The organism is Stenotrophomonas maltophilia (genome assembly GCF_004920835.1).
GTDB lineage: Bacteria > Pseudomonadota > Gammaproteobacteria > Xanthomonadales > Xanthomonadaceae > Stenotrophomonas > Stenotrophomonas maltophilia_AQ.
The window spans coordinates 103,398-122,165 of the sequence record NZ_QFHO01000012.1; the positions used below are offsets into that span (position 1 = coordinate 103,398).

Below are 18,768 nucleotides of genomic sequence, written 5' to 3' on the forward strand. Positions count from 1 at the left end.
CAGGCAGACTGGGCGTCCATCCCGAGGCAGGACGCCCATATGCAGGTCACGCTGGACGCGATCACCGTCGACAACTACGAAGCCGTGTGCGATCTCGACGTCAGTGAGGCGCAGCAGGATTTCGTCGCCGGCAACACCTGGTCGCTGGTGCAGGCCGCGTTCCATCCCGGCTTCCAGACCCGTGCCATCCAGGCCGACGGCGAGCTGGTCGGATTCTTCATGTGGGTGCCGGAGACGCCGCAGCGCATCTCGATATGGCGCTTCATGGTCGATCAGCGCTGGCAGGGGCGTGGCATCGGGCGCCGCGCGCTGGAACTGGCGCTGGAGCAGATCCGGGATACGCCCGGCCTGGTCGAGATCGAGATCTGCTACAACCCGCACAATCCGGTGGCGGGAGCTTTCTATGGCAGCTTCGGTTTCGTAGAGACCGGCATGGACGATGATGGCGAGGACATGCTGGCCGTGCTGCCGGTGACGCCTCCGAAATAACCTGAATGGGCGAGCGCAGCTGAACGATTTCATCTGCAACTGTCATGCAGATCGTGTCTAATATCGCTCCCCACCTGCTGTTCCCCCGCCCGTATGTCCCTTCCCGCCCATGGCTCCGCGCCGTGCGACGACGCTGACGGCCACCTGGTCACCGCTGGTCCGCTGACCCCACCGCCCGACAGCGCCGGCACCACCGCCGACGAAAAAGCGCTGCGCCACTCGATTGCCGAGGACGTGCAGGGCATGGTGCTGGCCACGATGGTGGCCTCGCTGGGCCTGGCCATCTTCGCCAAGGGTGGGCTGATGATCGGCGGCATGGCCGGCATGGCCTTCCTGCTGCACTACTCGATGGGCTGGAACTTCGGCCTGGTGTTCGTGCTGGTCAACCTGCCGTTCTACTGGGTGGCGCTGCGGCGCATGGGCTGGGAATTCACCCTGAAGACCTTCGCCGCGGTCACCGCCTGTGGCGTGCTGACCGACCTGCTGCCGCGCTGGATCGATTTCTCGCACATCAACCCGCTGTATTCGGCGATCGTCGGTGGTGCGTTGTCTGGCCTGGGCATCCTGTTCTTCATCCGCCACCGCGCCAGCCTCGGCGGCATCGGCATTCTTGCCGTGTACCTGCAGCGCACCCGTGGCTGGAGCGCCGGCAAGGTGCAGATGTCCTACGACGCCTGCCTGATGGTGGCTGCGTTCTTCGTGCTGTCGCCGTCGAAGGTGTTGTACTCGGCCATCGGCGCGGTGGTGCTCAGCCTGGTGCTGATGTTCAACCACCGCCCGGGCCGTTACATGGGCGTGTGACGATTCGACGGTAGTGCCGGCCGCTGGCCGGCAACACCTGCAGCATTCCGGAGGCTGCCGGCCAGCGGCCGGCACTACCGGGAGGCCTGCAACCACGGCGGCGACAGCTTCAGCAGCCGCGCGTGCACCGGGCAGTCCTCGGCGTGCGCACCGGGCAGGTAGCCCAGGCTCATCAGGAACTCGCCGGTGATCTCACCGCCGGTGAAGCGGAACGTCTTCTTGAACAGCTTCACCCAGTCGGCCTTGCTGCGCGGATGGTGCGCGTCCAGCCAGCCCGCGAAGCTGCCGTGGCTGGCCCGCAGCTGCTGGATCACCTGCGCGTTGTGGATCGCCGCCAGCACCTTCAGCCGGTTGCGGATGATGCCCCCGTCCGACAGCAGCCGCTCGATGTCCTGCTCGGCGTAGGCTGCAACCCGATCCACATCGAAGCCGTCATAGGCCGAGCGGAAGCCCTCGCGCTTCTTCAGGATCGTCTCCCAGCTCAGCCCGGCCTGGTTGATTTCCAGCACCAGCCGCTCGAACAGCTCGCGCTCCTCACGCTGCGGAAAGCCGTACTCGTTGGCGTGGTAGTAGTCGTGCACCGGATGACCCGGGGCGATGAGGCAGTAGCCGCTCATGGGGAAGACTCGTTGGATTCGGGTTCGGGATCGATGGCCAGCGCGGGGCGCCCGCCGATGGACAGCATCGGCCAGCGCGGTGGCACAAGCGTGAGTTCGCCATCACGCAGGGCCTGGTTGATCGCCTCGGCTTGGCCGCTGACGGTGCCGAACAGCGAACCGGCCCGGTGCCACTGGGCATCCCTGCCACGTGCGTACAGCACGCAGTCCGGCCCACGGTGGGTGTACAGCTCGCACAGCAGCACCTCGGTGCTGCCGTCGCCATCCAGGTCCCGATGCACGATCAGGCAGTCACGCTCGCTCTCGGCACAGGATTCGCCGTTGATCGCGCGCGTGGCCAGCGCCTGCCACCAGTCGGCGGGCGGCGAGGTGGATCCCTTGGCCAGCTTCAGCGCGCGCTGCAGGGCGGCGACATCCTGCGGGCCCTTGTCCAGGCGGGTGCCGCTGTCCCAGCGTGAGGTGCGTGCCAGCGCATCGGCGATCACCTGCGGCGCGTTGGCATCGGCGCGGATCGCCGGATCGTCCTGCAGTCCGCGCAGCGCCTGCACGCCGCGGCGGCCGAGGTCGAAGCGCAGTACGTTGACGTCGCTGCTGGTGATCGCCGGCGGGTCTGCACGCAGCCGTGCCAACTGGCTGGACAGGGTCAGCCGCACCGGGTCCAGCAGCGGCGAGTTGCCCAGCAATGCCAGTGCCAGCACGGCCCAGCACATCCAACGGTTGATCGGCTCCAGCGTCTGCAGCCAGCGGCCCTGCCGGCGCACTACCGCCAGCGCGTAGCCCAGCGCATAGCCGGCCACGGCCAACGCGATCAGCACCGCCCAGAAGCGGTCCAGGGTCCAGCCGTACTGCACCACGCGCAGGCCCAGTGCATACAGCGCCAGCACCGCATAGACCGGCAGCGCCAGCAGGCTGGCCTCGACCAGCCGGCGCAGCACGACGGGGTAGGGCGCGGTGTCGTCTCCCTGCTGGTAGACCGCATTGGTGAACGACACCAGCAGCAGCGACAGCACCAGCAGCAGGCTGGCGGCCGAACGGGTCTTCCACAGCGGTTCCAGCCCGGTCAGCGGCAGGCTCAGCACGAACAGCACGGCGATGAACGAGAGCAGCGGCAGCAGCCCGCGACAGATCGCGAACAGCACCTGGCGGGTGATCTGGATCGCGCGGTGCTGGGTGCGCCCGATCAGCACACCGAACCCGGCCAGGCTGCCGGTGGCCAGCGCGATGAACGCGTCCTGCCGGAACAGGTCGCGGAAGAAGGTCACGTCCAGCAGCTGGAACAGGGCCGCCCACAGCCACAGCAGCAGCCAGGTCAGCCCGGTGAACAGCGCCGCCAGGGCCAGGGTCAGGCCGTTCTGCCAGGCACGCTCGAACAGCTCCGGATAGCTGGCGCGCCAATGCCCGTGCTGCAGCTGGAACTGCCACCAGGGCAGAGCCACGAACACCGCCACGGCCATGCCCAGGGTCAGCGGGAACTGCAGCGCGCCCGAATCCAGCGCGGTCTCGCCGTTGAGGTTCCAGCCGATCCAGGCGGCCAGCGCCAGCACCACCGCCGAGCCGAGCGCGGCCTGCAGCCACAGGCGGCGCTGGCCCAGCTCGACCAGGCTCAGCGCCACCGCGCTGGGAATGGCCAGCACCCAGGCGTACCAGCAGTAGCGCCAGCCGATATCGCGGAACGGCCACGCATCGGACAGCTCCTGCGCGGCATACAGCATCAGGCCCTGCAGCAGCGCGATCAGAACGATGGCGCTGCGTGCCGGCAGGGTCAGGGGCGATGAAGACTGCATCGACGACCTTCCATGGCAAAGCACCATCCTAGCCGATCGCCGCACGCGTCCATCGCGCGACCATCCCGCCCCCAGCAGGTAGAATGGGGGCATGCCTGTTACGCCGACTTCCCTTGCCGATCACCTGCTCGTCGCGCTGCCCTCGCTGCTCGACGCGACCTTCGCCCGCAGCGTCGCGCTGATCTGCCAGCACGACGAGAACGGTGCGATGGGCGTGCTGGTCAACCAGCCTTCCGAGTACACGCTGGGCGAAGTGCTGGCACAGATGGACATCACCACCGTTGATGGCGACCTGCAGGCGCGCATGGTGCTCAACGGCGGCCCGGTGCATCCCGAACGTGGCTTCGTCATCCATGACGATGCGCGGGCATGGGATTCCAGCCTGGTCGTGGGTGAAGGCCTGTACCTGACCACCTCGCGCGACATCCTCGAAGCGATGGCACGTGGCGAAGGCCCGGCCAATGCCGTGGTCACGCTGGGCTGTGCGGGCTGGGGGGCAGGGCAGCTGGAAAGCGAACTGTCCGAGAACAGCTGGCTGACCGTACCGGCCGACGCCGAGCTGGTGTTCCAGCTGCCGCTGGAGCAGCGCTGGCAGGGCGCGGCCTCGCGCATCGGCGTGGACCTGTTCCGCCTGACCGACTACAGCGGCCATGTCTGAGCCGGCGGCGCCCGCACCGGTTTCTCCTGCTCCGGCCATCCGCCGTGACGGCACCGTTCTGGGTTTCGATGTCGGCTCGCGGCGTATCGGCGTAGCCATCGGCAGTGCCTTCGCTGCGCATGCGCGCGCGGTGGCTGTGGTCGATGTGCACGGCAACGGCCCGGACTGGACCGCGATCGAACGCCTGATCAAGGAATGGAAGCCCGATGGCCTTGTGGTGGGCGATCCGCTCACGCTGGACGGCCAGGACCAGCCCAATCGCAAGCGGGCGCAGGGCTTTGCCCGCCAGCTGCGGGAACGTTTCAAGCTGCCGGTGGTGATGATCGACGAGCGTTCCAGCTCGGTCGAGGCCGCACGCCGCTTCGCTGTCGAGCGCGCCGAAGGGCGCAAGCGCCGCCGTGATGCGGCCGCCCTCGATGCGGTGGCCGCGGCGGTGATCATCGACCGCTGGCTGTCGTCGCCGGACGACGCCACTCCCATTCCCTGACTGCCCGACACCGCCATGACCGCCCAGCAAATCGATGCCTCCGGACGCCTGCGCCACCTGTTGACCCTGGAGGGTCTGCCGCGCGAGACCCTGCTGCAGCTGCTTGACCGCGCAGGTCAGATCCGCGATGCCGCAGTCGGCCGCGTCGGCAACAAGCGCCACGTGCTGGCCGGTTCGGCGGTATGCACGCTGTTCTTCGAGCCGTCCACGCGCACCCGCAGTTCGTTCCAGCTGGCGGCGCAGCGACTGGGCGCCGATGTGCTCAACTTCGATGCCTCGACCTCGTCCACGCGCAAGGGCGAAACCGCCTGCGACACGCTGCGCAACCTGGAAGCGATGGGCGTGCGCGGCTTCGTGGTGCGCCACCCGGATGACGGCGCCGTGGCCGCACTGGCCGAAGCGGCGGGCGAGGGCACTGCACTGATCAACGCCGGTGACGGGCGCAGCGCGCACCCGACCCAGGGCCTGCTCGACATGCTGACCCTGCGCCAGGCCAAGGGCCCGGATTTCTCGAAGATGAAGGTGGTGATCGTCGGCGACGTGAAGCATTCGCGCGTGGCCCGCACCGACCTGCATGCGCTGCGTACGCTGGGCGTGGGCGAGATCCGCGTGTGCGGCCCGCAGTCGCTGCTGCCGGATGACGAGACCCTGAAGGGCTGCGTGGTCGGTGATGATTTCGACGCGATGCTGGAAGGCGTCGACGCGCTGATGATGCTGCGCCTGCAGCGCGAGCGCATGGAAGAAGGCCTGGTGCCGTCGCTGGAGCAATACCACGCGCAGTACGGCCTGACCAACGAACGCCTGGCCCGCGCCGGCAAGGACGCAGCCGTGCTGCATCCAGGCCCGATCAACCGCGGCGTGGAAGTGACCGACGAAGTGGCCGACGGCCCGCAGTCGTGGGTGCTGCGCCAGGTCGCCAACGGCGTCGCCGTGCGCATGGCCGTGCTGGAAACCCTGCTGGGCTGACCCCGCTCTGGTAGGTGCCAACCTTGGTTGGTACTGCTGGTGTGGTGGGTGCCAACCTTGGTTGGCATTGGCCTACCCGGGCGAAGGTGATTTCCCGATGTTCAAGGAACATGCGCCCGCCCATGCTCTTCTGCATGAACAGCACCCGCCTCCTGCTAGGCCGTCATTCCCGTATCGGCCAGAGCTACATCCTCACCACGAACGTGGATGGCCGGGCGGCTCTGTTCGCCAATGACGCCGTTGCGGTTACCGCCATGCAGGAGTTCCAGCGTCTGGATCTGGAAGGTCTGACCCATTCGATCGCCTACGTTGTCATGCCGGATCACGTCCACTGGTTGATGCAGCTGCGCGCGGCATCGCTCGACGTTGTCATGAGGCGCTTCAAGTCGCGTACGGCCGTGCACGCAAACAGGGTACTGGGCAGGGTGGGGCGCTTCTGGCAGTCCTGCTATCACGATCACGCGATCCGCTCTGATGAATCGCTGTTCCGGCATGCAATGTATTTGATGGCGAATCCGATCAGGGCGGGGCTGGCAACGCAGCTTGGCGAGTACCCGCATGCGTGGTGTGGGTGGGAACTCGAAGGTTCCTGTGCCAAGGCGGAGTTTATGGGGGCGGACAGATAGTGCCAACCAAGGTTGGCACCCACCGAAAGCAGGTTCCAACCTTAGTGGGTACCTACCAAAACCAGGCTCCAACCAAGGTTGGCAGCTACCATGAGTTGGGGTTCAGCGCTTCTGCGCGAACAACCATGCCCACATCGTGGGATCCGCATACGTGGCGTCCCAGGCGTTGTGGTTGCCTTCGGGGTATTCGGTGTAGCGCACATCGCGTGCGTTGGCGCTTTGGAATGCGACGTGCAGCCTGCGGTCGTCGTCCGGTGGCACCACGTCGTCCAGCGCGCCGTGGAAGATCCAGATCGGCGTGTGCTGCAAGCGCTGCGCGATCACGGCATACGGATCGGTTTCCTGCGCGACGTGCTCGACGAACAGGGTCGGCCGCTTCGCACGCGGTGCCAGCACGGCACCGCACACCGGCACGATCGCAGCAAAACGGCGTGGGTCGTCCAGGGCGATGTTCCAGCTGCCGTAGCCGCCCATCGACATGCCGGTCAGGTATTGCCGTGCCGGGTCGGCGCCGAATTCGGCGATCGCTGCATCGAGTGCCGCCAGCGCGACACGGTTGTTGTGGCTGCTCCATTCCTCGTGTCCTGGCACCTGCGGGAACACCACCAGCGCAGGGAAGTCGGGGTGCTCGCGCAGATAGGGGCCCAGTCCCGAGTAGGTCTGTTTGACACCATCGCTGCCGCGTTCGCCGGAGCCGTGTAGGAACAGGATGACCGGAAGGTTGGTGGGAGCGGCGGCCTGCACGCCGGCCGGAATGAACACCTGGTAGTAGGCGGTCTCGCCATCCACCTTCACCGCGCGGGCTTCGAAGCGCCCGCGCGCGCTGTCTGGAAGCGATGTGCAAGCGGTCATCGTCAGAATGGCCAGCAGTGGCAGCCAGCGCGACAGCGAACGGACCATGGGCTTTCCCGTAGCGGCAGGATCGTCTGCATCGTAGTCCGCCGCGATCAGCCTGGCATCGTGCGCTGCGTCACTCCGGGCGCGGGAAGCTGGCGATGATGTCCAGCTGCTCCTGTGCTTCGGTATTGCCTTCGGCGGCGGCTGCCTGCACCTGCGCCATGTCCGGATGCAGCACCACCAGCAGCGGGTTCTCGCAGACCGGGCAGTCGTACTCGGTGGCGTCTTCGTCCAACTCCATCACCATGGCGCGCGAGCTGCCCTTCCATTCGCAGGCCGTGCAGGTGTACTGCTGGTCACGCCAGCCGGGCTGGAAGTAATTTTCGATCGTCGTTGCCATGGGTGTTCCAGTGGGGATCGGGTCAGCGCCCCGCGCGGCGGGGATCCGACCCTTGATACGGTCAGTGCAGCAGCACCAGGGTGGCCAGGCCGAGGAAGGTGAAGAAGCCCATCGAGTCGGTCACGGCGGTCAGGAAGATGCCGCTGGCCAGCGCCGGGTCGAAGCCGAAGCGTTTCAGCGTCAGTGGCACCAGCACGCCGGCCAACGCGGCGAACAGCAGGTTGCAGGTCAGCGCGATGGCGATCACCGCCGACAGGCCAGGCGAATGGAACCAGGCGAGTACGATCAGGCCCAGTATCGAGCCGAGCACCACGCCGTTGAGCAGGGCCACCCGTACTTCCTTCCACAACAGCGTGCGTGCGTTGGAACTGCCGACCTGGCCCAACGCCAGGCCACGCACCATCAGCGCCAGTACCTGGGTGCCGGCGTTGCCGCCGAGGCCGGCAACGATCGGCATCAGTACCGCCAGCGCCACCAGCTTGTCGATGGTGCCTTCGAAATGGCCGACCACGCTGGAGGCGAGGAAGGCGGTGCACAGGTTCACCGACAGCCACATCAGGCGTCGGCGCATCGCGCGCCAGACCGGGCTGAACAGATCCTCGTCCTCGTCCAGGCCGGCGGCGCCCAGCGCCTGGTGCTCGGCTTGGCCACGGATGATGTCGACCACGTCATCGATGGTGATGCGGCCGATCAGGATGTTGTTGTCATCCACCACCGGCGCGGAGATCCAGTCATGGTCGGAGAACTGCCGCGCCACTTCCTGGTCGCTCTCGCCGACATCGATCGCCGGTTGCTCATCGTCGATCAGGCGGTTGATCGGCGTGGTGTCCTCATGGGTCACCAGCGAGGCCAGTGAAACCCGGCCCAGGTACTGGTGGCGACGGCTGACCACGAACAGGTGATCGGTGTGGTCGGGCAGTTCGCCGCGCAGGCGCAGGTAGCGCAGCACCACGTCGACGTTGACGTCGGCGCGCACGGTCACCACGTCCGGGTTCATCAGGCGGCCGGCGCTGTCCTCGGGGTAGGACAGCACCTGCTCCAGGCGCTCGCGGTTCTCGCGGTCCATCGACTTGAGGACTTCGTCGATGACCGTGTCCGGCAGATCCTCGACCAGATCGGCCAGATCGTCGATGTCCAGGTCTTCGACCGCGGCGATGATCTCGTCCGGGTCCATGTCGGCGAGCAGGCTTTCGCGCACGTCGTCGCCGACGTGGACCAGCACCTCGCCGTCATCTTCCGGATCGACCAGGCCCCAGACGATCTCGCGTTTGCCGGGCGGCAGCGATTCGAGCAGGTTGCCGATCTCGGCCGGCGCCAGGGTATTGACCAGGCGGCGCACCGGGCCCAGTCGGCCGCTGTCCAGCGCATCGGACAGCATCCGCAACTGGCGCGCAGTCTTGTCGTGGCGTACAGCCTCAGCCATCGCAGCTCCCGCGGGATAAGAAAAGCCGCGATCCCGGCAAGGATGCGGCAACAGGGGTGTTCAGCGCGTCATTATCGCAAGGGGATGTTTCACCGGATACCCCGGCGGCGACGAGACAGGGTCAGATCCCTTTTCCCGCGGAAATGGGATCTGACCCCAGGCGTGCATGCCCGGCGAGCGGGTGGTATCAGGCCGTATCCGCCACCAGCGCCAGCCAGCGCTCGATGGCACGGCGGTCGCGGGCGGCAAGCAGCTTGGGAGCTCGTGCGCGCAGTGCGCCCAGGTCGGCGTCGCGGATCGCGCGGCGTACTTCCAGCAGGGTGCCGGGGTGCAGGCTGAATTCGGTCAGGCCCAGCGCCAGCAGCAGTGGGGTCATCCGTGCATCGCCGGCGATCTCGCCACACACCGCCACCGGGATGCGATGGCGCACGCCGGTCTCGATCACCATCTGCAGCAGCCGCAGCACCGCCGGATGCAGCGGCGAGTACAGTTCGCCCAACGCTTCGTTGTTGCGATCGGCCGCCAGCAGGTACTGCACCAGGTCGTTGGTGCCGATCGACAGGAAGTCGACCAGATCGATGAAGCTCTCCAGCGCCAGCGCAGCGGCCGGTACCTCGATCATTGCCCCCAACGGCACATGGTCGGACACCATGTGGCCTTCGCCGCGCAGCTGTTCGGTCAGCTTGAGCATGCGCCGGCGCAGCGCCAGCAGTTCCTCGCGGGTACTGACCATCGGCACCAGCACGCGCAGCTTGCCGTAGGCCGAGGCGCGCAGGATCGCGCGCAGCTGGGTATCGGCCACCTTCGGCCGCGCCAACGACAGGCGTACGCCGCGCAGGCCCAGTGCCGGGTTTTCCTCGTTGCTCAGCGTCAGGCCGGTGCGATCGGCCTTGTCCGCACCGAGGTCGAGGGTGCGGATGGTCACCGGTCGCCCGCTCATGCCCAGTGCGGCATCACGGTAGGTCTGGAACTGTTCTTCTTCGTCCGGCAGCTCGTTGCGCTGCAGGAACAGGAATTCGGTGCGGTACAGGCCCAGCCCGTGTGCGCCCAGCGCATGCGCCTGGGTCACGTCCTCCAGCGATTCGGCATTTGCCAGCAGAGCAATGTCGACCTGGTCGCGGGTGCGGCTGGGCTTGCTGCGCAGGCGGCCAAGTTCGCGCTGCTCGCGTGCGTGCTCTTTCAGCCGTGCACGGTAATCGCGCAGGTTGTCGGCCTGCGGGTTGGCGGTGATGCTGCCGTCGGCGCCGTCGATGATCAGCACGTCGCCATCGGCGATGCGGCTGAGCAGCTGCGGCACGTTGACGATCAAGGGCAGGTGCAGGCTGCGCGCCAGGATCGCACTGTGCGACAGCGCGCTGCCGGCGGCGGTGACGATGCCGACCACGCCCTGCGCCTGCAACTGGGCAAGCTCGGAGGGCGCGATGTTGTCGCAGACCAGGATTTCACCGGCCAGGCCTTTCATCGCTGGCGGCCGCTCGGGCTGCAGGAAGGCGTGGATGCGGCCGATCACATGGTCGAGGTCGTCCATGCGGCTCTTCAGATAGGCATCGTCCATGCCATCGAAGACCTTGGCCAGGCGGTCACGCTGCAGGCGCAGCGCATAGCCGGCGCTGTAGGGGCCGCTGCGGATCAGCTCGTCCAGCCCGAACAGCAGCTCGGGGTCGTCCAGCAGCAGTGCATGCAGGTCGAGGAACTCACCCACTTCCTGGTTCAGTGCACCCTGCAGGCGCTGTCGCAGCTCGTGCATTTCCGTGCGTGCGGCATCCACGGCACGGTGCAGGCGGGCCAGTTCGGCCTCGACCTGGTGGACGGCGACCCGTTGCTCGGCAACCTCCAGTGCATGCGGCAGGCGCACCCGGGCGCGGCCCATCGCGGTGCCACGGGCCGCACCATGGCCGGCCAGCAGCTGTACCGGCCGTTGGCCGGAACTGACCTGACCGGCGCGTGCGCGTGGCACGCTCAGTTGTCCTCGTCGAAGCGGCGCTCGAACAGGCCTACCACCGCCTCCATCGCGGCGGCTTCGTCCTCGCCGTTGATCCGCACGGTGACTGGGGTGCCCTGGCCGGCGGCCAGCAGCATCACGCCCATGATGCTCTTGGCGTTGATCTCACGGCCCTTGGCGGCCATGGTCACGTTGCAGCGGAACGGCGCCAGGGTCTGCACCAGCTTGGCGGTGGCCCGGGCATGCAGGCCCAGGCGGTTGCTGACGGTGAGTTCTCGTTCAAGCATCGTCGACTATCGCTCCATTACGGGTACCCGCCGCGGCTGTGGCGGGCAGTTGATCCAGTCCCTGTTCCGGATAATTCATCACCCGCAGCAACATCGGCAGGCTCAGCGCCGACACCCGGCGAACCGGGGTCCCCAGCCGGGCCAGCTGCCCGGCAAGGTTGGCGGGGCTGGCACCGTACAGGTCGGTCAGGATCAGCACGCCATTTCCCCCATCGACCCGCCGCAGGGCGGCCGAGGCGAGCGGAAGCAGGGCGTCCAGGTCTGCGTCGAACGGTACTTCGAAAGCTTCTGTTTTCAGCGGCAACTGCCGCAGGAGCCGGGTCGCCACGTCAAGCAGGGCGGTCCCGACCCCGGGATGTGTTACGAGGAGAATGCCACAGGTCATTACTGCACGTTAACAGGTCAAGGTGAATTGGCGATAGCAGCAGGAGAGGGGCACAGTGTCCCGTATTCAGTGTTGCTCGGGTCAGAGCCCTTTTCCGTTGAAAAGGGATCCGACTCCATCCGTTTTTTCGATGCCTGACAGAGATTCATCCACGCATGGCGTGGATCTACCGTGTCGACCAAGGTCGACACCCACCAACAGCACACGGAATCTGTCAGAGGCGGGGCGGGTCCGGTTGCGGGGGTGTCCGCGGCATGGATGCCGCGGCCAAGCCCCCATGGATGGGTTTACGGCGTCCCCCGCAACCGGACCCACCCCGCCATCCCACGTAATCCGGCTCTTGCCGTTGACGTTGCCGTGGTTTCTGCGGGTGCCGGGCGCAGCCCGGCCGCCCCCCCTCAATCCTGTTCGCGGTGGTAGGTCGCCACGTCTTCCCAGCCCATCTCGCGGGCATGCCGGGCCATGCGCTCGGCCAGGAACACCGAGCGGTGCTTGCCGCCGGTGCAGCCAAACGCCACGGTCACGTAGCTGCGCGTGCCATCCCCCAGCTTCGGCAGCCAGGTATCGAGGAAGTCCATCAGCTGGGCCAGGTAGCGCTGCACGTCCGGTTGCGCTTCCAGGTAATCACGTACGCCCGGTTCGCGGCCACTCAGCGCGCGCAGGTCCGGATCCCAGTGCGGATTGGGCAGCACGCGCGCGTCGAACACGAAGTCCGCCTCGGCCGGCACGCCGCGCTTGTAGGCGAACGATTCGAACAGCAGCGACAGGCGCGTGGCGTGGTCCAGTGCGAACTCGGTGATGATCCGCCGCCGCAATTGGTGCACGTTGAGCGCGCTGGTGTCGATCACCGCATCGGCTTCGCGGCGCAACGGCGCGGTCAGCTCGCGCTCGCGGGCAATCGCTTCGGGCAGGGACAGGCCCAACTGGCTCAACGGGTGGCGACGGCGGGTGTCGGCATAGCGCTTGAGCACCGCTTCGTCGCTGGCTTCGAAGAACAGCACCTTCACTTCCACGCCGGCATCGGTGGCCAGCTGCCGCCAGTTGTCCAGCTGGCTCAGGTCGGACTGGCCGCGCACGTCGATGCCCACCGCCAGGCGGCGCGGAGCACTGCCGTCATGGTTGGCCAGCAGGCTGCGCACGAAATCGGGCAGCAGGTTGATCGGCAGATTGTCCGAGCAGTAGTAGTCCTGGTCCTCGAAGGTCTTCAGGGCGACGGATTTACCCGAGCCGGACAGGCCGCTGACGATGATCAGGGTCGGGGCGGAGGGGATTGCGGTGCTCATGGACAGGCTCTTCGAGGGACGGGGGAATCAGGGTGTTCGCCGTTCCAGCAGGTTGCTGTGGCGGGCGATGAACATGGCCGCCGGGTCGATCCCCTTGGTGCGAAGGATGTGCAGGCGGGTGGCCGCCTCGGTCAGCACGGCCAGGTTGCGGCCGGGCATCACCGGCAGGGTGATCAGCGGAACATCCAGGTCCAGCACATGGCGGGTGCCCGAATCGCCGGTCAGGCGCTCGTAGCCATGTGGGGTGGGTTCGGTCATCGGCTTGGTCAGGTGGACGATCAGCCGAAGGTACTTGTTCTTCTTTACAGCCGTGTCGCCGAACATCTCGCGCACGTTCAGCACGCCCAGCCCGCGCACTTCCAGCAGGTCCTGCAGCAGTTCCGGGCAGGTGCCATCGAGCACGTCGGGGGCGATCTGAGTGAACTCGGGGGCGTCGTCGGCCACCAGGCGGTGACCGCGGCTGAGCAGTTCCAGGGCCAGCTCGCTCTTGCCTGATCCCGCTTCACCGGTGATCAGCACGCCGATGGAGTAGATCTCCATGAACACGCCATGCAGGATCACCCGCGGCGCCAGCGTCCGGGCCAGGTGGTAGGACAGATGGTTGAGCAGTTCGTGGCCGCGCTTGGGTGACAACCACAGCGGCGTGCCGGATTCATCGGCGGCCGCGCGCAGGTCTTCCGGGCACGGCTGGTTGCGGGTCAGCACCAGCGCCAGCGGATGCGACTGCATGATCTTCTCGATGGTCTCCCAGCGCTGGCGCGGTTCCAGCGCATCCAGCCAGGACAGTTCCTCGGTGCCCAGGATCTGCACCTTGTTGGGATAGATCGCGTTGAGGTATCCGGCCAGCGAAGGGCGACGCGACACCGTGTTGCCAGCCTCCAGCTCACGCTTCTCGCCGGACTTGCCTGCGGCCCAGCGCAACCCCAACCGCTCGCGCTGCTGTTCGAACAGTTCACGGGCGGTGATGCTGGTATTCATGCGGCGCTCGCAGGTGGGGTCAGCTCCAGGGCCTGGCGCAGGGCCCGCGCATCGCCGGCCGCGCGCAGGGCATCGCGGATGGCGGGCGTCGAGAACAGCTCGGCCAGCTCGGACAGCAGCATCAGGTGCTGGTGGGTGTAGTGAGAAGGGACGGCCATCGCGAACACCAGGTCCACCGGCTCATCGCCACCGAAGTCGACCGGGGTGGCCAGCCGCAGTAGCGCGCCACGGGGGCGGTCCAGGGTCGGCGCGCGGCCGTGGGGGATGGCGATACCGTGGCCGATCGCAGTGCTGCCCAGCGCTTCGCGCTGGCACAGGTTCAGGTAGATCTGTTCAGCGTTGGCCTGGCGGCAGGCCAGCAACCCGGCGGCGGCCTTCAGGACGCTGTCGCGGTCGGTGGCCGTGCAGAGCTGGGTCTGCACGGCCGCCAGGAGGTCAGTCAGGGGCATGTCTGCGGGGAACGGTGGCGATCAGCCACCATTGTCGCCCACCGGCAGTGGCGCGTGCTGCTGTTTTTTCTCCTTGTGCTTGATCACCAGACGGTCAAGCTTGTCCGCAAGCAGGTCGATCGCGGCATACATGGTCTGGGCATTGGCCTCAGCGTGCAGGGTCTGGCCGGGAATGTTGAGGCTGGCGTCGACGTGGTGTTCGGTCTTCTGCAGCTTGAGGGTCACCCGCGCTTCGCAGTGCTGGTCGAAGTGTTTGCCGATCCGGGCCAGCTTCTCCTCTACATAGGACTGCAGGGCCGGGGTGACTTCGACATCTTTGCCAAACGTTTCGATGCGCATCGGGTTTCTCCTGTGTTCGGATGTGCCAATGAACCTCTCCGCCGGGCGCGGCGGCGCGTCAAGCGATTCTGACCCTTTCGTGCGAGGCGGAGATGTTCATGGCTTCACGATACTTCGCCACGGTGCGCCGCGCTACTGGAATTCCCGACGATTTGAGCAGGTCAGCCAGCTTGGCGTCAGAAAGCGGCTTGCGTGGATTCTCGTCGTCGATCAGGCGCCGGATCATCGCCTGGATGGCCGTGCTGGATGCCTCGCCGCCGCCTTCGGTATCGATGCCCGAGGCGAAGAAGGCGCGCAGGGGCAGGGTGCCGCGTGGCGTACGCACGTGCTTGCGGGCAATCGCGCGCGACACCGTCGATTCGTGCAGGCCGAGCTCGGCGGCGATCTCGCGCAGGGTCAGCGGCCGCAGCGCCTGTTCGCCGAATTCAAGGAAGCCAGCCTGTTGCAGGATCAGGCTGCGTACCACCCGCAGCAGGGTTTCGCCGCGCTGCTGCAGGCCCTTCAGCAGCCAGCGCGCTTCCTGCAGCTGTGCACGCAGGTAGCCGGCATCGGCCTCGCCACAGCGGCGGATCAGCTGTTCGTAGCCGCGGTGGATCACCACCCTTGGCCCGGCATGCGCGGCCAGTGCAGCGCGCCACACGCCGTTCTGCCGCCACACCACGACATCGGGTACCACGTAGGTGTCCTGCGACAGGGGGGCGATCTGCGTGCCCGGCCGTGGATCCAGCGAACGCAGCAGGGTCACTGCAGTCTCGACCTCGGCCAGCGGCAGTTTCAACTCGTGGGCCAGCCCGGCCACGCCGCTGCGCGGCAACCGTTCCAGCGGGCCCGCAGCAATCTGTCGCGCCAATGCCAGGCCCGGTGTGGTGTCGTCCAGCACCTCCAGCTGCAGCTGCAGGCATTCGCCGAGGGTGCGCGCGGCCGCGCCGACCGGATCGAAACGCTGGATCCGGTGCAGCACGGCAAGAATCTCGTCCTGGTCGGCATGGATGGCCGGCAGCAGGGTTTCGGCGATGCCTGCCAGCGGTTCGCGCAGGTAGCCATCGTCGTCCAGTGCATCGATCAGTGCGGCACCGATGCTGCGATCACGTGCGGACAGGTGCGACAGGTGCAGCTGCCACAGCAGATGATCGGCCAGGGTTTCGGTTTCGGCCACGCGTTCGGCGGCGCTGCCGGTATCGTCGTCATCGTCGAAGCTGCCCCCGCTGCCGGCCGCGCTCCAGTCCAGTTCGGCCGGCGCCCAGTCGTCGCCGTTGTCGGCACGTTCGGCCGCTGCATCGCCGTCGGGGTTGTCACTGGTTTCGTTGGCGGCGCTGCTGCTGTCACTGCTGTCGGCCCAGTCCAGCAGTGGATTGCTTTCCACTGCCTGCGCGATTTCCAGTTCCAGCTCGGTGCTGGACATCTGCAGCAGCTTGATCGCCTGTTGCAGCTGGGGCGTGAGCACCAGCTGCTGTCCCAACGATGTCTGCAGCCGAGTCTTCATGCCTGTGCCGAAAGGAAGGAGAGGGACCCGGCGCTTGCCGTCACAGCTTGAAGGAATCCCCAAGGTAGACGCGACGCACGTCGGCGTTGTCCAGAATCGCTTCCGGCGAGCCCTGGGCGAGCACGCTGCCCTCGGCGAGGATATACGCGCGGTCGCAGATTCCCAAGGTCTCGCGCACGTTGTGGTCGGTGATCAGCACGCCGATGCCACGCTGCTTGAGGTGGGTGACGATGCGCTGGATCTCCCCGACCGAGATCGGGTCCACGCCGGCAAAGGGCTCATCGAGCAGGATCAGGCGCGGTTGTGCCGCCAGTGCACGGGCGATCTCGCAACGGCGGCGCTCGCCGCCGGACAGGCTGGCACCGAGCTGGTCGGCCACGTGGCCCAGCTGCAGTTCGTCGAGCAGGCTGTTCAATTCGCGCTCGCGGCCCTTCGAATCAAGGTCCTCGCGCAGTTCCAGCACCAGGCGGATGTTGTCGGCCACGCTCAGCTTGCGGAACACCGACGGTTCCTGCGGCAGGTAGCCCACGCCCTGCTTGGCGCGGGTGTACATCGGGTCGCCGGTGATGTCCTTGCCGTCAAGCACGATGCTGCCGGCATCGGCGGCGACCAGGCCGACGATCATGTAGAAGCAGGTGGTCTTGCCGGCGCCGTTCGGGCCGAGCAGGCCGACCACTTCACCGGCGTCGAGGGTCAACCCGAAATCCTTGACGACTTCGCGTTGCTTGTAGCGCTTGCGCAGGCCCTTGGCGACGAGCATTACTTCTTGCTCCCGGCCGGTGCCGCCGGCGTGCTGGCCTTGGGCTGTGCAGCCGGCGCCGCCGGCGTCTTGTTCTTCGGTGGAATGACGGTGCGCACGCGGCTGCCGTCGCCGCCGGAATTCATTTCACCGCTGCGGGTGTTGTAGACCATGCGCTGGCCGGCATTGGTGCCGCGCGCGCTGGTGACCTTGTAGTTGCCGGTCAGGGTGATGATCTCGGTCTTGATGTCGTAGTCGATGCGGTCGGCCAGGGCGTCCATCCAGGTGCCATCGTCGAGCTGCTGCTTCATCTTGGCCTGCTTGCCGGTGAATACCACGCGCACCGCTTCACCGTCCTTGAGGTAGATCTCGGCCTCGGACGAGCGCAGGTCCAGCGTGCCCTGGGTGATGACCACGCCCTGCGACAGCACGGTCTTGCCGTCGCCGGTGAGCATGCCCGACTGCGCGCCGGAATCGATGTGCATGTCTTCGTTGCGATCGGTGGACTTGGCGAAGGCGGCGCTGGGGACAAGAAGACCAAGCGCGAGCACGGCTGCAAAGGGAATCTTCATCGGGGTCCGTTCTACCGGTGGGGGCCTCCCGGGTGGACCGGGGGCGTGCGGGTGGGGCTGCCGGCCCTGCGCCTGTCCGGAGACGTCGCAGGCTGGCGGCGGAATCAGTGCTTGGGCGTGTAGCGGCCCTTGGACTGGCTGAGGAAATGATACGTGTTGTTCTTCGAATCCACCTCGAAGCCCACGCCGGACTGTTCCATGCCGGGGCGGGTCATGGTCACCAGAGCGTCGGTACGGGCGCGGTTCTCCTTGGGGAACACGTCCAGGTGATCGGTGCGGAAGGTGGTCGGCACCGTGCCCGGTGCGGCCGGGCTGTCGCCGGCCACGTTGCCGCGCAGCTTCATCTCGTCGCCCTTGGCGCTGAGCCAGCCGGTCTCGGCGCGCAGGGTCCAGTGCTTGCCATCCTTGTCCGGCATCTCGAACAGCGGGGTGGCGATATTGATGGTCTGGTCGCCGCGCTGGCGCTCCAGCAGCGGCGCACGCAGGGTGGTGGACTCCTTGCCGTGCTCATCCAGGGCGACGATCTGGAAGTCGTGCAGGATGTAGTCCACGCCGACTTCCTTGCCGTCATTGGCCGGTCCCTTGTCCCGGTTGCGCAGCGCTGCCCAGCTGCTGAGCAGGGCCGCCAGCAGCAGGCCGATACCGAGGAGGGTGCGCCAGTTGAGCGAAGGAGCATTCATGCGCCGAACCTCGCCAGCACCGCATCGACATGGCCCTGAGCGGCCAGCAGGACGTCGCACAGTTCGCGTGCAGCGCCACGGCCACCGTCGGCGCGGGTCTGCCAGTGCACGCGCTCGGCGATCCACGGGTGCGCGTTGGCCGGCGCCACCGCCAGCCCGACTGCGCCCAGCGGTGCCAGGTCGGGCAGGTCATCGCCCATGAACGCCACCTGTTCCAGGCCGATGCCGTGCTGGGCACACAGGGCCTGCACGCTGGCCAGTTTGTCGCCCACGGCGATCTGGGTATCGATGCCGAGGTCGGCGCCGCGCCTGAGCGCGGACTGGCTGTTGCGCGCGGTGATCAGCACGGGGTGGATGCCGTGCTGCTGAAGCAGTTTCAGGCCCAGGCCGTCCTGCACGAAGTACGCCTTGCTCTCGTTGCCGTCCTTGTCGTAGTACAGCTGACCGTCGGTGAGGGTGCCGTCCACGTCGAAGCAGGCCAGGCGGATACGGGCCGCAGCGGCATGCAGGTGGGCAGGGAAGGCGGGCAGGGGGGACCAGGGC

The 18,768-nt window shown here is 67.1% G+C and carries 23 protein-coding genes; 6 read left to right on the forward strand and 17 right to left on the reverse strand.

What is annotated here, in order from left to right:
* Window positions 1–39: 39 nt before the first annotated feature.
* Together DI041_RS10935 and DI041_RS10940 are read left to right on the forward strand one after the other, a co-directional pair.
* The gene (locus DI041_RS10935; protein WP_046987979.1) at window positions 40–489 is read left to right on the forward strand and encodes a GNAT family N-acetyltransferase; all 450 of its coding nucleotides are present in this window, start codon (window positions 40–42) and stop codon (window positions 487–489) included.
* Between the two features lie 93 nt (window positions 490–582).
* A complete protein-coding gene (locus DI041_RS10940) occupies window positions 583–1,290 on the forward strand; it encodes a YitT family protein (protein WP_012510275.1) in 708 nt (235 codons plus the stop codon).
* A 74-nt stretch (window positions 1,291–1,364) separates the two neighbouring features.
* Here DI041_RS10940 and DI041_RS10945 read toward each other — a convergent pair whose 3' ends face one another.
* Complete coding sequence (locus DI041_RS10945; RefSeq protein WP_046983638.1) at window positions 1,365–1,907, reverse strand: DNA-3-methyladenine glycosylase I; 543 nt, start codon at window positions 1,905–1,907, stop codon at window positions 1,365–1,367.
* Window positions 1,904–3,691 (reverse strand): DUF4153 domain-containing protein, encoded by a 1,788-nt coding sequence (locus tag DI041_RS10950; RefSeq protein WP_136638892.1) that lies wholly within the window; start codon window positions 3,689–3,691, stop codon window positions 1,904–1,906. Before DI041_RS10950 ends, DI041_RS10945 begins: the two co-directional genes overlap by 4 nt.
* Window positions 3,692–3,782: 91 nt before the next feature.
* On the opposite strand from DI041_RS10950, the gene DI041_RS10955 reads away from it, so the two are divergent.
* From DI041_RS10955 to DI041_RS10970, 4 genes are all read left to right on the forward strand, one after another.
* Entirely contained in the window at window positions 3,783–4,349 is a 567-nt protein-coding gene (locus tag DI041_RS10955; RefSeq protein ID WP_136638891.1) for a YqgE/AlgH family protein, read from the forward strand.
* On the forward strand, window positions 4,342–4,836 hold the full coding sequence (ruvX, locus tag DI041_RS10960) for a Holliday junction resolvase RuvX (RefSeq protein ID WP_046983641.1): 495 nt from the start codon (window positions 4,342–4,344) through the stop codon (window positions 4,834–4,836). The genes DI041_RS10955 and ruvX overlap by 8 nt, the downstream gene beginning before the upstream one ends.
* A gap of 15 nt (window positions 4,837–4,851) precedes the next feature.
* Complete coding sequence (locus DI041_RS10965; RefSeq protein ID WP_046983642.1) at window positions 4,852–5,802, forward strand: aspartate carbamoyltransferase catalytic subunit; 951 nt, start codon at window positions 4,852–4,854, stop codon at window positions 5,800–5,802.
* 134 nt (window positions 5,803–5,936) lie between these two features.
* Complete coding sequence (locus DI041_RS10970; protein WP_136638890.1) at window positions 5,937–6,428, forward strand: REP-associated tyrosine transposase; 492 nt, start codon at window positions 5,937–5,939, stop codon at window positions 6,426–6,428.
* Window positions 6,429–6,530: 102 nt separating this feature from the next.
* On the opposite strand, the gene DI041_RS10975 is transcribed toward DI041_RS10970, so the two are convergent.
* From DI041_RS10975 to DI041_RS11045, 15 genes are all read right to left on the reverse strand, one after another.
* Window positions 6,531–7,328: a carboxylesterase family protein gene (locus tag DI041_RS10975; protein WP_136638889.1), complete on the reverse strand. Its 798-nt coding sequence runs from the start codon at window positions 7,326–7,328 to the stop codon at window positions 6,531–6,533.
* Between the two features lie 70 nt (window positions 7,329–7,398).
* Entirely contained in the window at window positions 7,399–7,665 is a 267-nt protein-coding gene (locus DI041_RS10980; protein ID WP_046983644.1) for a hypothetical protein, read from the reverse strand.
* 61 nt (window positions 7,666–7,726) lie between these two features.
* Window positions 7,727–9,088, reverse strand: a complete 1,362-nt coding sequence (gene mgtE, locus DI041_RS10985) for a magnesium transporter (RefSeq protein WP_046983645.1) — start codon at window positions 9,086–9,088, stop codon at window positions 7,727–7,729.
* 187 nt (window positions 9,089–9,275) lie between these two features.
* Window positions 9,276–11,045, reverse strand: coding sequence for a phosphoenolpyruvate--protein phosphotransferase (gene ptsP / locus DI041_RS10990; protein WP_136638888.1), 1,770 nt, complete (start codon window positions 11,043–11,045; stop codon window positions 9,276–9,278).
* 2 nt (window positions 11,046–11,047) lie between these two features.
* Window positions 11,048–11,317, reverse strand: coding sequence for an HPr family phosphocarrier protein (locus DI041_RS10995; RefSeq protein ID WP_046983647.1), 270 nt, complete (start codon window positions 11,315–11,317; stop codon window positions 11,048–11,050).
* On the reverse strand, window positions 11,310–11,702 hold the full coding sequence (locus DI041_RS11000; protein WP_012510282.1) for a PTS sugar transporter subunit IIA: 393 nt from the start codon (window positions 11,700–11,702) through the stop codon (window positions 11,310–11,312). Before DI041_RS11000 ends, DI041_RS10995 begins: the two co-directional genes overlap by 8 nt.
* 398 nt (window positions 11,703–12,100) lie before the next feature.
* Window positions 12,101–12,985, reverse strand: a complete 885-nt coding sequence (gene rapZ, locus DI041_RS11005; protein ID WP_136638887.1) for an RNase adapter RapZ — start codon at window positions 12,983–12,985, stop codon at window positions 12,101–12,103.
* Window positions 12,986–13,012: 27 nt separating this feature from the next.
* Window positions 13,013–13,963: an HPr(Ser) kinase/phosphatase gene (gene hprK / locus DI041_RS11010; protein ID WP_004147299.1), complete on the reverse strand. Its 951-nt coding sequence runs from the start codon at window positions 13,961–13,963 to the stop codon at window positions 13,013–13,015.
* Window positions 13,960–14,412, reverse strand: coding sequence for a PTS sugar transporter subunit IIA (locus DI041_RS11015; protein WP_136638886.1), 453 nt, complete (start codon window positions 14,410–14,412; stop codon window positions 13,960–13,962). The genes hprK and DI041_RS11015 overlap by 4 nt, the downstream gene beginning before the upstream one ends.
* Window positions 14,413–14,433: 21 nt before the next feature.
* Window positions 14,434–14,751: a ribosome hibernation-promoting factor, HPF/YfiA family gene (gene hpf, locus DI041_RS11020; RefSeq protein WP_004147311.1), complete on the reverse strand. Its 318-nt coding sequence runs from the start codon at window positions 14,749–14,751 to the stop codon at window positions 14,434–14,436.
* A gap of 58 nt (window positions 14,752–14,809) precedes the next feature.
* The gene (locus tag DI041_RS11025; RefSeq protein WP_136638885.1) at window positions 14,810–16,234 is read right to left on the reverse strand and encodes an RNA polymerase factor sigma-54; all 1,425 of its coding nucleotides are present in this window, start codon (window positions 16,232–16,234) and stop codon (window positions 14,810–14,812) included.
* 40 nt (window positions 16,235–16,274) lie between these two features.
* Window positions 16,275–16,994, reverse strand: coding sequence for an LPS export ABC transporter ATP-binding protein (gene lptB, locus DI041_RS11030; RefSeq protein WP_004147318.1), 720 nt, complete (start codon window positions 16,992–16,994; stop codon window positions 16,275–16,277).
* A complete protein-coding gene (lptA, locus tag DI041_RS11035; RefSeq protein WP_004147320.1) occupies window positions 16,994–17,545 on the reverse strand; it encodes a lipopolysaccharide transport periplasmic protein LptA in 552 nt (183 codons plus the stop codon). The genes lptB and lptA overlap by 1 nt, the downstream gene beginning before the upstream one ends.
* Window positions 17,546–17,649: 104 nt before the next feature.
* On the reverse strand, window positions 17,650–18,225 hold the full coding sequence (gene lptC / locus DI041_RS11040; RefSeq protein WP_004147322.1) for an LPS export ABC transporter periplasmic protein LptC: 576 nt from the start codon (window positions 18,223–18,225) through the stop codon (window positions 17,650–17,652).
* Window positions 18,222–18,768, reverse strand: a 547-nt coding sequence (locus DI041_RS11045; RefSeq protein WP_248298547.1) for a KdsC family phosphatase, incomplete at its 5' end; no start/stop codon positions are given. The genes DI041_RS11045 and lptC, both read right to left, overlap by 4 nt.

Bases quoted from the DNA above. Each gene is read 5' to 3' on its own strand.
- DI041_RS10950 (WP_136638892.1), bottom strand. From the start codon at position 3,691: ATGCAGTCTTCATCGCCCCTGACCCTGCCGGCACGCAGCGCCATCGTT.
- DI041_RS11025 (WP_136638885.1), bottom strand. From the start codon at position 16,234: ATGAAGACTCGGCTGCAGACATCGTTGGGACAGCAGCTGGTGCTCACG.
- DI041_RS10970 (WP_136638890.1), top strand. From the start codon at position 5,937: ATGAACAGCACCCGCCTCCTGCTAGGCCGTCATTCCCGTATCGGCCAG.
- ruvX (WP_046983641.1), top strand. From the start codon at position 4,342: ATGTCTGAGCCGGCGGCGCCCGCACCGGTTTCTCCTGCTCCGGCCATC.
- DI041_RS10955 (WP_136638891.1), top strand. From the start codon at position 3,783: ATGCCTGTTACGCCGACTTCCCTTGCCGATCACCTGCTCGTCGCGCTG.
- hprK (WP_004147299.1), bottom strand. From the start codon at position 13,963: ATGAATACCAGCATCACCGCCCGTGAACTGTTCGAACAGCAGCGCGAG.
- DI041_RS10975 (WP_136638889.1), bottom strand. From the start codon at position 7,328: ATGGTCCGTTCGCTGTCGCGCTGGCTGCCACTGCTGGCCATTCTGACG.
- DI041_RS11015 (WP_136638886.1), bottom strand. From the start codon at position 14,412: ATGCCCCTGACTGACCTCCTGGCGGCCGTGCAGACCCAGCTCTGCACG.
- mgtE (WP_046983645.1), bottom strand. From the start codon at position 9,088: ATGGCTGAGGCTGTACGCCACGACAAGACTGCGCGCCAGTTGCGGATG.
- DI041_RS10940 (WP_012510275.1), top strand. From the start codon at position 583: ATGTCCCTTCCCGCCCATGGCTCCGCGCCGTGCGACGACGCTGACGGC.
- DI041_RS10945 (WP_046983638.1), bottom strand. From the start codon at position 1,907: ATGAGCGGCTACTGCCTCATCGCCCCGGGTCATCCGGTGCACGACTAC.
- lptA (WP_004147320.1), bottom strand. From the start codon at position 17,545: ATGAAGATTCCCTTTGCAGCCGTGCTCGCGCTTGGTCTTCTTGTCCCC.
- DI041_RS10935 (WP_046987979.1), top strand. From the start codon at position 40: ATGCAGGTCACGCTGGACGCGATCACCGTCGACAACTACGAAGCCGTG.
- DI041_RS10965 (WP_046983642.1), top strand. From the start codon at position 4,852: ATGACCGCCCAGCAAATCGATGCCTCCGGACGCCTGCGCCACCTGTTG.
- DI041_RS10995 (WP_046983647.1), bottom strand. From the start codon at position 11,317: ATGCTTGAACGAGAACTCACCGTCAGCAACCGCCTGGGCCTGCATGCC.
- lptB (WP_004147318.1), bottom strand. From the start codon at position 16,994: ATGCTCGTCGCCAAGGGCCTGCGCAAGCGCTACAAGCAACGCGAAGTC.
- DI041_RS10980 (WP_046983644.1), bottom strand. From the start codon at position 7,665: ATGGCAACGACGATCGAAAATTACTTCCAGCCCGGCTGGCGTGACCAG.
- rapZ (WP_136638887.1), bottom strand. From the start codon at position 12,985: ATGAGCACCGCAATCCCCTCCGCCCCGACCCTGATCATCGTCAGCGGC.
- DI041_RS11000 (WP_012510282.1), bottom strand. From the start codon at position 11,702: ATGACCTGTGGCATTCTCCTCGTAACACATCCCGGGGTCGGGACCGCC.
- lptC (WP_004147322.1), bottom strand. From the start codon at position 18,225: ATGAATGCTCCTTCGCTCAACTGGCGCACCCTCCTCGGTATCGGCCTG.
- hpf (WP_004147311.1), bottom strand. From the start codon at position 14,751: ATGCGCATCGAAACGTTTGGCAAAGATGTCGAAGTCACCCCGGCCCTG.